The 13,648-nt window shown below is 58.5% G+C and carries 11 protein-coding genes, 2 tRNA genes and 1 riboswitch; of the genes, 1 reads left to right on the top strand and 12 read right to left on the bottom strand.

The features are described from left to right. Window positions 1-135: 135 nt before the first annotated feature. The 6 genes from KO536_RS23965 to ltaE form a co-directional block, all read right to left on the bottom strand. Window positions 136-212: transfer RNA gene (locus KO536_RS23965), tRNA-Arg, on the bottom strand. 106 nt (window positions 213-318) lie between these two features. Next, a tRNA-Ser gene (locus KO536_RS23960) sits at window positions 319-409 on the bottom strand. Between the two features lie 61 nt (window positions 410-470). Further along, window positions 471-659: a carbon storage regulator CsrA gene (gene csrA, locus KO536_RS23955; protein WP_003175645.1), complete on the bottom strand. Its 189-nt coding sequence runs from the start codon at window positions 657-659 to the stop codon at window positions 471-473. Window positions 660-846: 187 nt separating this feature from the next. Continuing rightward, complete coding sequence (locus tag KO536_RS23950) at window positions 847-2,082, bottom strand: aspartate kinase (protein WP_019823401.1); 1,236 nt, start codon at window positions 2,080-2,082, stop codon at window positions 847-849. Window positions 2,083-2,165: 83 nt separating this feature from the next. Further along, window positions 2,166-4,784 (bottom strand): alanine--tRNA ligase, encoded by a 2,619-nt coding sequence (gene alaS, locus KO536_RS23945; protein ID WP_219263248.1) that lies wholly within the window; start codon window positions 4,782-4,784, stop codon window positions 2,166-2,168. Between the two features lie 146 nt (window positions 4,785-4,930). After that, entirely contained in the window at window positions 4,931-5,935 is a 1,005-nt protein-coding gene (gene ltaE / locus KO536_RS23940; RefSeq protein WP_133077319.1) for a low-specificity L-threonine aldolase, read from the bottom strand. Window positions 5,936-6,150: 215 nt separating this feature from the next. Continuing rightward, window positions 6,151-6,320: riboswitch (FMN riboswitch) on the top strand. Between the two features lie 131 nt (window positions 6,321-6,451). Here ltaE and KO536_RS23935 point away from each other — a divergent pair. Next, a complete protein-coding gene (locus KO536_RS23935; protein WP_133077318.1) occupies window positions 6,452-6,964 on the top strand; it encodes a 6,7-dimethyl-8-ribityllumazine synthase in 513 nt (170 codons plus the stop codon). Window positions 6,965-7,091: 127 nt separating this feature from the next. Here the strand turns inward: KO536_RS23935 and astE are convergent, their stop codons facing one another. The 6 genes from astE to aruF all read right to left on the bottom strand — a co-directional run bounded on the left by astE (window position 7,092) and on the right by aruF (window position 13,544). Beyond that, window positions 7,092-8,102 carry a succinylglutamate desuccinylase gene (gene astE / locus KO536_RS23930; protein WP_219263246.1) on the bottom strand — a complete coding sequence of 337 codons (1,011 nt, stop codon included), beginning with the start codon at window positions 8,100-8,102 and terminating at the stop codon, window positions 7,092-7,094. Between the two features lie 13 nt (window positions 8,103-8,115). Further along, window positions 8,116-8,406 (bottom strand): hypothetical protein, encoded by a 291-nt coding sequence (locus KO536_RS23925; RefSeq protein ID WP_019823410.1) that lies wholly within the window; start codon window positions 8,404-8,406, stop codon window positions 8,116-8,118. A gap of 67 nt (window positions 8,407-8,473) precedes the next feature. Continuing rightward, window positions 8,474-9,820, bottom strand: a complete 1,347-nt coding sequence (gene astB, locus KO536_RS23920) for an N-succinylarginine dihydrolase (protein ID WP_219263244.1) — start codon at window positions 9,818-9,820, stop codon at window positions 8,474-8,476. Between the two features lie 148 nt (window positions 9,821-9,968). Further along, entirely contained in the window at window positions 9,969-11,435 is a 1,467-nt protein-coding gene (astD, locus tag KO536_RS23915; RefSeq protein WP_219263250.1) for a succinylglutamate-semialdehyde dehydrogenase, read from the bottom strand. Then, window positions 11,432-12,469, bottom strand: a complete 1,038-nt coding sequence (gene astA, locus KO536_RS23910) for an arginine N-succinyltransferase (protein ID WP_219263242.1) — start codon at window positions 12,467-12,469, stop codon at window positions 11,432-11,434. The genes astD and astA overlap by 4 nt, the downstream gene beginning before the upstream one ends. A gap of 55 nt (window positions 12,470-12,524) precedes the next feature. Further along, complete coding sequence (aruF, locus tag KO536_RS23905) at window positions 12,525-13,544, bottom strand: arginine/ornithine succinyltransferase subunit alpha (RefSeq protein ID WP_133077313.1); 1,020 nt, start codon at window positions 13,542-13,544, stop codon at window positions 12,525-12,527. Window positions 13,545-13,648: the final 104 nt, after the last annotated feature.

Raw genomic sequence — 13,648 nt, 5'->3', positions numbered from 1 at the left:
CAGGATTCGAACCTGTGACCGCTCGGTTCGTAGCCGAGTACTCTATCCAGCTGAGCTACGAGTGCAAGTTGTGCTTGATAGACCAGACCACCCTGGTTGAAGCCAAGTTAACCGCCGCAGCGATTGACTCTTAAATGGTGCACTCGACAGGATTCGAACCTGTGACCGCTCGGTTCGTAGCCGAGTACTCTATCCAGCTGAGCTACGAGTGCATTTGAAGCGGCGCATTATAGACCGTTGAATCTCTCTGGCAAGATTTTTTTCAGTAAATTCAATAACTTACCGAAACTACCCAGACCCAACGTGCTACATGAATAATGGCGGAGAAGGGGGGATTCGAACCCCCGACACCCTTTTGAGATGTACTCCCTTAGCAGGGGAGCGCCTTCGGCCACTCGGCCACCTCTCCGCAACACGGGGCGTATAATAACCAGCCTTTTCCCCGTTTGCAACTAAAAACTTAAATAAAATTAGAGACTTGGTTCTTCATCCTTTTCTTTCTTGATCCGCAGGTAGATCTCCTCACGGTGCACCGCCACTTCCTTGGGGGCGTTCACACCAATACGCACCTGGTTTCCTTTGACGCCGAGTACGGTCACAGTAATTTCGCCATCGCCTATGATCAGGCTTTCCGCACAACGGCGAGTCAGAATCAGCATACTTTTCTCCTCACACTTTTCATTTCAGTGGCCACAGTCTGCAAAAAAAAAGGGCTTCGGGCTATTCGCTAAACAGCTATAGCCCGCCGCTCCTTAGTATTGACCAACATGACGAAACAGGAGGTCTTCGTTCATGCCCGCCAAAAAAACAAAGGGCGCGGATTAACCGCGCCCTCCAGACAACGCCTTACTCGCCCTGTCGGGCTGGCGCGTCCAAATCAAAAGCGGTGTGCAAGGAACGCACTGCCAGCTCCAGGTACTTCTCTTCAATCACCACCGACACTTTGATCTCGGAGGTCGAGATCATCAGGATGTTGATGTTCTCTTTGGCCAGGGACTCAAACATGCGGCTGGCAACGCCCGCGTGAGAGCGCATGCCCACACCGACAATCGAAACCTTGGCAATGTTGGTGTCGCCGACCACTTCACGGGCACCGATCTCACGCGCCGTGTTTTCCAGCACGCTTTGCGCAGCACTGTAGTCATTGCGGTGCACGGTGAAGGTGAAGTCGGTGGTGTTATCGTGCGCAACGTTCTGCACGATCATGTCGACTTCGATATTGGTCGCACTGATCGGACCCAAAATCTTGAACGCCACGCCCGGGGTGTCTGGCACGCCACGGATGGTCAGCTTGGCTTCATCGCGATTGAACGCAATACCAGAAATGATCGGCTGTTCCATGGATTCCTCTTCATCAATAGTAATGAGGGTGCCTGGACCCTCCTTGAAGCTGTGCAAAACGCGCAGCGGTACGTTGTACTTGCCTGCGAACTCGACCGCCCGGATCTGCAACACCTTGGAGCCCAGGCTGGCCATTTCCAGCATTTCTTCGAAGGTGATCTTTTCCAGACGCTGAGCTTTTGCCACAACCCGCGGGTCAGTGGTGTAAACACCGTCGACATCCGTATAGATCTGGCACTCATCAGCCTTGAGGGCCGCCGCCAGCGCCACACCGGTGGTGTCAGAGCCGCCACGACCCAGGGTGGTGATGTTGCCGTGCTCATCAACGCCCTGGAAACCTGCAACCACAACCACACGCCCGGCCTTCAGGTCGGCGCGAATCTTCTGATCGTCAATTTTCAGGATGCGGGCTTTGGTGTGCGAACTGTCCGTCAGGATGCGCACCTGGCTGCCGGTGTAGGACACCGCTGGCACGCCGCGTTTGTTCAGTGCCATTGCCAGCAGACCAATCGTCACCTGCTCGCCCGTGGACACAATCACATCCAGCTCACGGGGTAACGGCTGATCGCTGATCTGCTTGGCCAGTTCGATCAGGCGGTTGGTTTCGCCGCTCATTGCAGATAGCACGATCACCAGATCATTGCCGGCTTCGCGGAACTTCTTAACTTTATCGGCGACCTGCTCGATTCTCTCGACAGTGCCGACCGAGGTGCCTCCGAATTTCTGTACGATCAAAGCCATTTCAAAGCAGCCTCAGCCCATAAAGGGCGCCCATTTATCATTCAAACGACGCGCCATCACTAGACGATGGCGCGTACTGGACCTCAGATACCCTGTTCGACAAATGGCACAGTCAGGGCCAATGCGGCATCAAGGGCTGCAGCATCAACACCGCCGCCTTGCGCCATGTCAGGACGACCACCGCCCTTCCCGCCCACTGCCGCAGCAGCCTGCTTCATCAAATCACCGGCTTTGAGTTGGCCAGTCAGGTCTTTGGTTACGCCTGCAACCAGTACAACCTTGTCTTCATGGACACTGCCGAGCAGGATCACCGCACGGCCGAGTTTGTTCTTCAGCTGATCTACCAGCGCCAGTAGCGCCTTGCCATCTTGACCGTCCAGGCGGGCAGTCAGGACTTTCACGCCTTTTACGTCCACCGCCGACGATGACAGATCGTCACCGGCCGCGCTTGCTGCCTTGGCCTGCAATTGCTCAAGTTGTTTTTCCAACTGGCGATTGCGCTCAAGTACCGCCGACAGCTTGTCGACCAGATTCTCACGAGAACCCTTGACCAGGCTCGCGGCTTCCTTGAGCTGCTCTTCGGCGGCGTTCAAGTAAGCCAGTGCGGCTGCACCCGTAACCGCCTCGATACGACGGATACCGGAAGCTACGCCGCCTTCGCTGATGATTTTCATCAGGCCGATGTCACCGGTGCGTTTGGCGTGAATACCGCCACACAGCTCAACCGAGAAATCACCACCCATGCTCAGCACGCGCACGTTGTCGCCGTACTTCTCGCCAAACAGCGCCATGGCGCCTTTTTGCTTGGCGGTTTCGATGTCGGTTTCTTCAGTCTCGACCTGAGTGTTCTTGCGAATCTGGGCGTTGACAATATCTTCCAGCGCCTTGATCTGCTCGGGCTTGATCGACTCGAAGTGACTGAAGTCGAAACGCATGCGCTGGCTGTCGACCAACGAGCCTTTCTGCTGAACGTGCTCGCCCAGCACCTGACGCAAGGCCGCGTGCAGCAAGTGGGTCGCCGAGTGGTTCAGTGCCGTGGCGTGACGCACATCGGCGTCAACCTGGGCTTCAACGGTTTCGCCAACATTCAGGCCGCCCGCGGCAACCACGCCGTGATGCAGGAATGCGCCGCCGGTTTTGGTGGTGTCGCGCACGTCAAAGCGCGCCGCGCCAGCTTGCAGGAAGCCGCAATCGCCAACCTGGCCGCCCGATTCGGCGTAGAACGGGGTCTGATCAAGAATGACCACGCCCTCGTCGCCTTCGCTCAGGCTGGCAACCGATTGACCGTCTTTATAGAGAGCAACGATGGTGGCCGAAGCCTGGGTCGCGCTGTAACCGACAAACTCGGTCGGCACGTCAACTTTAACCAGCGTGTTGTAGTCCAGGCCGAAAGAGCTGGCCGAACGTGCGCGAACACGCTGGGCTTCCATCTCGCGCTCGAAGCCTTCTTCGTCCACGGTCAGGTTGCGTTCACGGGCGATATCGGCCGTGAGGTCCATCGGGAAGCCATAGGTATCGTAGAGTTTGAACACCACGTCGCCAGGCACTACGGTGCCCTTGAGCTCTGCCAGATCCAGCTCAAGGATTTTCAGGCCCTGTTCCAGCGTCTTGGAGAACTGCTCTTCTTCGGCTTTAAGTACGCGCTCGATGTTGGCCTGCTCGCGCACCAGCTCCGGGAAGCTTTCGCCCATCTCGGCAACCAGTGCCGCGACGATCTTGTAGAAGAAGTTACCGGTAGCACCCAGCTTGTTGCCGTGACGGCAGGCGCGACGAATGATGCGGCGCAGTACATAGCCGCGACCTTCGTTCGATGGCAGCACGCCGTCAGCAATCAGGAAGCTGCACGAACGGATGTGGTCAGCCACCACCTTGAGCGATGCCTGGCCTTCGTTGGCACAACCGATCGCGTCGGCTGCAGCCGTCAACAGGCTCTGGAACAGGTCGATGTCATAGTTGGAGTTGACGTGCTGCATCACCGCACTGATCCGCTCCAGGCCCATGCCGGTGTCTACCGACGGCGCTGGTAACGGATGCAACACGCCATCGGCGGTGCGGTTGAACTGCATGAACACGTTGTTCCAGATTTCAATGTAGCGGTCACCGTCTTCGTCTGGCGAACCTGGCGGGCCACCCCAGATTTCTGGACCGTGATCGTAGAAAATCTCGGTGCACGGGCCGCACGGGCCGGTATCGCCCATGGTCCAGAAGTTATCCGACGCGTACGGAGCACCCTTGTTGTCGCCAATACGGATCATGCGTTCGGCAGGTACGCCGACGTCCTGGGTCCAGATGTCATACGCTTCGTCATCGCTGGCGTAGACCGTTACCCAGAGCTTGTCTTTAGGCAGGTTGAGTACGCCGGTCAGGAAGGTCCAGGCGAAGTTGATCGCGTCTTTCTTGAAATAATCGCCAAAGCTGAAGTTGCCGAGCATTTCAAAAAAGGTGTGGTGACGGGCGGTGTAACCGACGTTTTCCAGGTCGCTGTTCTTGCCGCCGGCTCGCACGCACTTCTGGCTGCTGGTCGCTCGGGTGTAGGCACGTTTTTCTTGACCCAGGAAACAGTCCTTGAACTGGTTCATCCCCGCGTTGGTGAACAGCAGGGTCGGGTCGTTATTAGGGACCAAGGAGCTGGAAGGGACACGGGTGTGACCTTGCTCCTCGAAGAAGCGAAGGAAGGCTTCACGGATTTCTGCGCTTTTCATAGGTTCTTCCACGGAGGCTGCGGCCAGAGGCAAGTAAATCACGTCAATCGACAGTGCGACTCGCAAAGGGCCGCATTATATCGGCCCTTCGCCCCGGGTACAGCGTGTTTATACGATAGCGACAAGCAATTGGACGGATCGCAAGCTTATTGGCTGGAAAACTCGGCAAAAACGGCTATTACCTGTTCAATCTGGCTGCGATTGACATCCATGTGCGTCACCATTCGCAAGCGCGACGCGGCACTGAGCACAATCCCCTGCTCGGCCGCAAAGGCCTTGAGGGCTTCGGCCCGCTCACCGATCTGAACGTACACCATGTTGGTCTGCACCGGTTCGACGTCATAACCGGCCGCACGCAAACCTTCAGCCAGTAACTGGGCGTTGGCATGGTCATCGGCCAGACGCTCGACCTGATGATCCAGCGCATACAGACCGGCTGCCGCCAGTTGACCGGCCTGGCGCATGCCGCCACCGACCATTTTGCGCAAGCGCCGCGCCCTGGCGATCAAGTCAGCAGTGCCGCACAACACGGAACCCACCGGAGCGCCCAGTCCCTTGGACAGGCACACCGATACCGAATCGAAATGCCGGGTGATCTCACCCGCATCGACACCCAGCTTGACCGCTGCGTTGTACAGCCGCGCGCCATCAAGGTGCAGCGCCAGGCCATGTTCACGGGTCAGGCGACTGGCAGCTGCCAGATACTCGAGTGACAGCACCTTGCCCTGCATGGTGTTTTCCAGTGCGAGCAAACGCGTGCGGGCAAAGTGAAAGTCGTCAGGCTTGATTGCAGCTGCAACCTGCCCCAAGTCCAGCGAGCCATCAGCCTGAACCTCCAGCGGCTGTGGCTGGATGGACCCCAGAACCGCCGCTCCGCCGCCTTCATATTTATAGGTGTGCGCCTGCTGACCCACAATGTACTCATCCCCGCGCCCGCAATGCGCCATCAGTGCCAGCAAGTTGCTCATGGTGCCGGTGGGCACGAACAACGCTCTGGCAAAGCCCAGACGCAGCGCCAGTTCGGACTCCAGCTTGTTCACCGAAGGATCTTCGCCATACACATCGTCGCCCATCGGCGCACTCGCCATGGCCTCGCGCATGCCGGTGCTGGGTTGGGTAACGGTGTCACTACGAAGATCGATAACAGTCATTGGAGCGGCCTCGGCAATAAGTGATCAGCTCTGGATGCTAATCGGGGAGTTCCCTTTCGGACAAGAGTCGTGCGGCCAGGATTTGACATATTCAGCGGCTTGAGCGGGATCGCGCTGATAACCCAGCGAAAAAATTGATGGCTATTAGCCAAAAGCAGCCATGCATCTGCGAAAAAATTATGATACAAAATGTCCGCCACCAGAAAAGCTGGTGGCAACGTTCTCAGGGCGGGGTGCGACTCCCCACCGGCGGTAATTGCGCGCAATGCGCATAGCCCGCGAGCGCTTGGCTGATCCACCCGTTTGGGTTGTGGGCAGTCAAGGTCAGCAGACCCGGTGTGATCCCGGGGCCGACGGTCATAGTCCGGATGAAGAGAGAACGGGATTGGCGCCAAAGGGCCGTCAACCAGGTGGGCAAGTGGCGATGCCGAAAGGCCATGCGCTGCCCTCCTGAACGCACCCTTTAATCCCATTCGATTCATATGCCCTGTTTTTCACACAAACAGGAATCTGAACATGCAACCCACTGCAATCGACAGCAAAAGCAAAAGCCACCACAACGAACGCGTGGCATTTATCCAGGCCTGCTGGCACAAAGATATTGTCGACCAGAGCCGTAAAGGCTTCCTGGCCGAAATGCTGGTACAGGGCTATCAGGAAAGCGACATCGACTTTTTTGAAGTCGGCGGTGCCTTCGAAATCCCGCTGCACGCCAAGCTGCTGGCCAAGACTGGCCGTTATGCAGGCATCGTCGGCGCAGCGCTGGTAGTGGATGGTGGCATCTATCGTCACGACTTCGTGGCCCAGACCGTGGTCAGCGCCTTGATGCAAGTGCAGCTGGAAACCGAAGTCCCGGTTTTCTCGGTCAGCCTGACACCGCACCATTTCCATGCAGGTGAAGAGCACCAGAAGTTCTTCTTCGACCATTTCGAACACAAAGGCCAAGAAGCCGCGAAAACCTGCGCCGACACCCTGCACAAAATCCGCACCATCAAGCGCATGGACTCCCAGCAAAAACGCGCGGTGTAAAGCCAGCTCTTGCAGGAGCGGGCTTGCTCGCGACTGGAGCGGCGCGGTTTGACTCTCTGACCGCGTCGCCTGCATCGCGAGCAAGCCCGCTCCCACAGTTATCCTTAACTGACAGGCACTGCCCTGGCTACGCTAACGCCAGAGCGCGAGCCGGCTCGATGATCATCCCGGCCCGCAGGCCGTTTTTCACCTTCGGGTTGGGAAAGATAATCCGCGCACCCTCTTCTTCGACAACCCATCGGGTCTTGCCCGCGTCTTGCGCCAGCAAGTAGCCCTTGGGCAACTCACAGAAGTTTTCGACGTCCGCCGGCAAGTGCAGGATAAAGGCATCGCTGTGCTTGATCACCTCGCGGGCCACGCTGAACAGCTGCAAGCCTTCGAGCGAGTCATCGGCCAGTAGCGGCTCGGTGCCTTCGATCATCTGCTGCAAGCGCAGCTCAAGACGCTCGACATTGACCCCGCCGTTCTGCCCAAAAGGCCGGGCCTTGCCCAGCTCAAGGGTAAACGCCTCGGCGCCCAACTGATCGTAGGTGTAAGCACTGAACACAATCGATGGCTTGTTCTGCAACAAGACCGCTTCCATCCCGGCTGCGCGCAAGCGGGCCAGCTCATCGCGAGAGTGGACACGCCCTTCTTTATAGGGATACAGCGCGAACTGCTCGATCTTCGACCCACGAATGGCCGTGTGCAAATCGTAATGAAGGCGGGAGCGCTCAGGGAGGCTGAAAAACGTTTCGGCCAGGTGTTCAAGTTCGCACGCGCGCAGAGCCTCGGGGCCACTGCTGCTTTCGTGGCGGCCGTTGAACAGCCGGTTAAGGTCTTCTTCGACAAAGCGCGCACCGGTGCGCATGGCACCCGGGTTGCCGAACAAGAATAGAATTCGTGCGCGGGGCTTGATAACGCCCCGGGCAATGGCCTGCAACAGGCGATCGAGCAATTCGATCGGCGCTGTTTCATTGCCGTGGATGCCGGCTGACAACAGCAGATCCATACCGTTGTCACTCGCCTGGGGCGGGCGTACTTCAAGCGCGCCCTCGGTCAGCCAGCGCATCCGCACGCCGTCGACAGTCAGTTGAGTTTTCTCGGCCGGTTCACGTCCGGCCAAGGTCAGTTCAAGCAGTTTGCCGAGAGCGAGCATGGTGCATCCTTAATCAGTGGTTGCAGTCTGGACCGTGTACGTGGCCATCTTCACCGTCTTCTTCAATGTCTGCCGGTTCCATTTCCAGTTGCAGGCTGACAAGGTTAGTCGCCAATGGACGCAGCAGCAGGTTGGCGTATTCGGCATCACCTTCTTCAACATCAACACCGATCAGCAGTTGGCCACGGCCGTCATGCTGGATCCACAATTCCTTGCCCTGCCACATCACGGCAACGCGGGTGCAAGAGGTTTCCAGTTGAGTGCCATCGGTGTCTTCAAGGATCAGCTTCAGGGTATCGGTCATTATTTCGCTCTCATTTGGAGGTGAAGGTGCGTGCCACAGGTTAATAATCCCTCAGGCACGCAGCCGTTCAATTGATCTGGAAGGGGTAAACCGCGCCCAGTTTAAGGATTTGCGTCAGTTCATCCAATGCCGCGCGGCATTCAAGCAGCAATTGTGGATCAGCCAGGTCACTTTCGCGCAGAGCATCGCGATAATGTTTGTTCACCCAGGCCGTCAGGGTGTCGTACAGCGCCGGCGTCATGATCACGCCGGGGTTGACCGCCGCCAGTTCAGCTTCATTGAGCGCTACACGCAACCGCAGGCACGCCGGGCCACCACCGTTCTGCATGCTTTGCTTGAGATCAAACACCTTGACCTCACGAATCGGTCCGCCAGCAGCGGTCAGCCCTTGCAGGTATTGCCAGACTCGCGGATTGGAGCGGCACTCTTCAGGCACGATCAACAACATCGAACCATCTGCACGGCTCAGCAGCTGGCTGTTGAACAGGTACGAACGCACTGCATCTTCCACCGCCACCTGATCGCGCGGCACGCTGATCGACTGGAAATTGCCGCCACGTGCTGCCAGCTTGCCATGCAGCTCGGCCAGCATGTGCTCGGTGTTGAGGAACGCATCCTGGTGATGGAACAGCAGCTCGCCATTACCCACTGCGATCACGTCGTTGTGAAACACGCCCTGGTCGATGACCGACGGGTTTTGCTGAGCGAATACCACGCCCTCTTCGCTCAGGCCGTGCAGACGCGCCACAGCCTGTGAAGCTTCAAGAGTCTGGCGTGCCGGGTATTTTTGCGGTGCCGGGTAGCGGCTGTCGAACGCACTGCGCCCGTAGACAAAAAACTCGACACCCGCTTCGCCATATTCACGGCAAAAACGCGTGTGGTTGGCGGCGCCTTCGTCGCCAAACTGAGCCACTGCAGGCAACGCAGCATGGTGCGCAAAGTGTTGCGGGTCGGCGAACATCGCGCCCAACACGCGACTGGTGGTCGGATGCTCGATGCTGCGGTGGTATTTGCAGTTGAGGTTGGCTGCGGTGAAGTGCACGCGGCCATCTGCGGTGTCGGCACTTGGGCTGACCGTCGCGGCATTGGCCACCCACATGCTCGATGCCGAGCAACTGGCTACCAGCAATGGCATGGCTTCTTTGGCGGCGCGCTCGATGACCTGAGCGTCAGTGCCGCAAAACCCCAGACTGCGCAGACCCGCGACATCCGGGCGCTCTTGCGGCGCCAGCACGCCCTGGACAAAACCCATGTCCATCAGCGCTTTCATTTTCTCCAGGCCCTGCAGCGCGGCTTCCTTGGGGTTGGAAGCCTGCTGGCTATTGCTCTGGGAGGCGACGTTGCCAAACGACAAACCGCCGTAGTTATGGGTCGGCCCCACTAAACCGTCAAAATTGACTTCAAAGGACTTCATCAGCGAGGCTCCGGAAAACGGTTGTTATAGACACGAAAAATGCACTTCTGTAGTCGCTGCCGCAGGCTGCGAAGGGTTGCGGAGCAACCCGTTTTCTTGAAACCCCACCGATCCCTTCGCACCCTGCGGCAGCGACTACAAAGCCCGCTTACATCCGCACGCCCGGGGTCAGCGCAGCAGGCAAGGCCAGCGCCGGCGCTTCCAGGGATGCCACCGGATATGCGCAATAATCCGCCGCATAATAAGCACTGGCGCGATGATTACCCGACGCTCCGACACCACCAAACGGGGCACTGCTAGCTGCGCCCGTCAACTGCTTGTTCCAGTTCACGATCCCTGCACGGCTTTCAAGCCAGAACTGCTGATAACGTGCTTCGGAATCCGACAACAAGCCTGCTGCCAGACCAAACGCGGTGTTGTTGGCCTCGGCAATGGCCGCGTCAAAGTCGGCATAGCGAATCACTTGCAGCAGTGGTCCGAACAGCTCTTCATCCGAGCGGTCGCTGACCTCTGTCACATCGATAATGCCCGGCGTCAGCAAGGCTGCATTGCTGTCAGGCTGATGCATTTCCAGCAAGGCCACGGCGCCCGAACCCAACAACACTTCCTGGGCATCCATCAAGGCACGCGCTGCGCGCAGGGAAATCACCGACCCCATAAAGGGTGCTGGCTGCTGGTCAAAAGCACCCACTTCGATACGTTGGCTGACTTCAACCAGACGCGTCAGCAGGCTGTCGCCCCAGGCGCCTTGCGGCACCAGCAAACGGCGGGCGCAGGTACAGCGTTGCCCGGCGGAGATAAACGCCGACTGAATGATGGTGTACACCGCAGCATCCAGATCCTCGACCTGATCGACCACCAGCGGGTTATTGCCGCCCATTTCCAGGGCCAGGATCTTGTCAGGGTGACCGGCAAACTGCTGATGCAGCGCATTGCCAGTACGGCTCGAACCGGTGAAGAACAACCCGTCGATACCCGTGTGCGCCGCCAGCGCGATACCGGTTTCACGGGCACCTTGCAACAGGTTCAGCACCCCGGCTGGCAACCCGGCTTCGATCCAGCACTTGACCGTCAGCTCGGCGACTCTCGGGGTCAGCTCACTCGGTTTGAAAACCACGCTGTTACCGGCCAGCAACGCCGGAACAATGTGCCCGTTGGGCAGATGCCCCGGGAAGTTGTACGGGCCAAACACGGCGACCACGCCATGTGGCTTGTGACGCAAAACGGCGGTGGCATCACCCAGCGGGCCGCTCTTTTCACCGGTACGCTCACGGTAGCTCTGTACCGAGATCGCCACCTTGTTGATCATGCTGGTGACTTCGGTGGCCGACTCCCACAGGGGCTTGCCGGTTTCTTCACCGATGCAACGGGACAGTTCGTCCGCGTGGCTTTTAAGACTTGCGGCAAACGCTTCGAGTACGCTCAGGCGCTCTTCAAACGTGCGCCTGGCCCAGGCCGGAAATGCCTGGCGTGCGGCCTTGACGGCGGCATCTGCCTGTTCGGCAGTGGCACCATTGCCTGTCCACAGCACGTGCTGCGTCACCGGGTTCAGCGATTCAAAGGCTTCGCCCTGCCCGTCCTGCCAGGTGCCTGCGATGTACAACGTGCTCATTATTTCGACTCCCGTGGGGCAACTGGCTGGGCAGACAACGCAACAGCGCGCACTTGATCGCCCGCCGTCAGTTGCAAGCGTTTGGCAGTCAACGGATCGACCACCAGAGTGCCCGCAGCCAGGCGCGCAGGAGCGGCCGTGATGCGGCAATCTTCGCGCTTGCGGTTGTGCATCAGGTAAGGCGTGGCATCGTCACCCGGTGTGCCGATCGCCAGCACCAGCGCTTCGCTGTCGCGTACAGCGCGGATTTTGCTGGTTTCACATTCAACCGCCGGGCCTGCGTCGAAAATATCGACGTAGCCCTGATAGCTGAACCCTTCGCTTTTAAGCATGTTCAAGGCAGGTTCGGTGTGGGTATGGACCTTGCCGATCACCCCACGGGCATCTTCAGACAAGAAGCAGGTGTACACCGGGAATTTGGGCATCAACTCGGCAATAAAAGCCTTGTTGCCTACACCAGTCAGGTAGTCCGCCTGGCTGAATTCCATTTTGAAGAAGTGCCGACCCAGGCTTTCCCAGAACGGCGAGCGCCCGGTTTCATCGGACATGCCGCGCATTTCAGCAATGATCTTGTTGCCGAACAGTTCCGGGAACTCGGCGATAAACAGCATCCGTGCCTTGGCCAGCATACGGCCATTGAGACCGGTGCGGTAATCGGCGCTCAGGAACAATGAACACAGTTCCGAGTTGCCAGTCAGGTCGTTGGCCAGAAACAGGGTTGGAATTTCGCGATAAATATTCAACTCCTGGGAGGCGCTGACGGTCAGGCCCACCCGGAAGTTGTACCAGGGCTCACGCAGGCCAACGGCACCGGCAATGGCGGAAATACCCACCACCTTGCCTTCGTCGTTTTCAAGCACAAACAGGTAGTCCGCATCGCCGCGCTCGGCTTCGCCACGGAAGGTTTTTTCAGCCCAGGTCACACGATGCAGCAAGCGCTCTTCGTTGGCCGGCAAGGTGGTCAGGCCGGTTCCGGTGCTGCGTGCCAGCTCAATCAGGGCCGGTAAATCGCTGTTGCGTACAGGACGAACGATCATGCTATCTCCTCAAACAGGGCTCGCTGACGAACCCCGCGAAACTCGCTCAAACGCGTTAAACCGCCACGACTCGTACGCTGGCACCTTCGCCAACGCCCAGTGCTTCGGCCGCTTCCAGATCCAGCGTGACCGGCTTGCCCGGTGCCCAATCCAGCTCCAGCAACACCGCGCGGTAATCCTGCAATTGGGCATTGGCCACCAGGTACTGGCGACCGCCACCTTTGCTCAACGTGCCGATCTTGACCGGCACCACACGGCTTTGGGCGATCGAGCGAATACCCGAAACCCGCGCATGCAGGGTTGGGCCGCCGTCGAAAATATCGATGTAATGATCGGTCTCGAAGCCTTCGCGCATCAGGATGTCGAAGGTAATCTGCGCCCGCGGATGAACCTGCCCCATGGCTTCCTGGGCAGTGTCTGGCAGCAGCGGCACGTAAATCGGGTAATGGGGCATCAGCTCGGCGAGGAAGGTGCGGCTTTTGAGCCCGCACAGGCGCTCGGCGGCGGCATAGTTCAAGTCGAAGAAGTTGCGGCCAATGGCGTCCCAGAACGGTGAGTCGCCATTTTCGTCGCTATAACCAACAATTTCGGTCACGACAGAATCGGCAAAGCGTTCCGGGTGGTTGGCCACAAACAGCAGGCGTCCACGGGAGTTGAGTTCCGACCAGGCCGAACCCACCAGCTGCGGGACCACATAAAAACTGGTCAGCAGGCTGTTACCGGTCAGGTCATGGCACTGCGAGAGCACGTGGATCTTGTTGTGAATCTTCAGCTCGCGGGAGGCATGCACGAAGGTCTCGTTACGGAAGCTGTAAAACGGCTCCGAGTAACCGGCCGAGGCCACGATCGCCGAACACCCCACCAGCGTGGAGGTGGCGGTGTCTTCAAGGACGAAGAAGTAGCTCTCTTCACCGTTGAAACTGACTTCGGCGGCAAACGAGGTTTCGGACGCAGCGATCTTGTCGCGCAGGCGTTCGATATCGTCCGGCAATGAAGTGACACCAATCGGGCTGTCCGCAGCCAGACGCTGTACCTCGCCCAGATCAGCCATTTGCGCAGGGCGCATCACCAGCATGGTGTCACTCCTTAAATCCTTGAACTACATAGAGGGGGTGTGGAGCGGGCTTGCTCGCGATGGCATCAGCGCGGTTGTGCAGACAGACCGCGGTGCTGCCATCG

Source organism: Pseudomonas sp. NKUCC02_KPG (genome assembly GCF_019345465.1).
GTDB lineage: Bacteria > Pseudomonadota > Gammaproteobacteria > Pseudomonadales > Pseudomonadaceae > Aquipseudomonas.
This window is presented reverse-complemented; position numbering and strand designations above follow the sequence as displayed.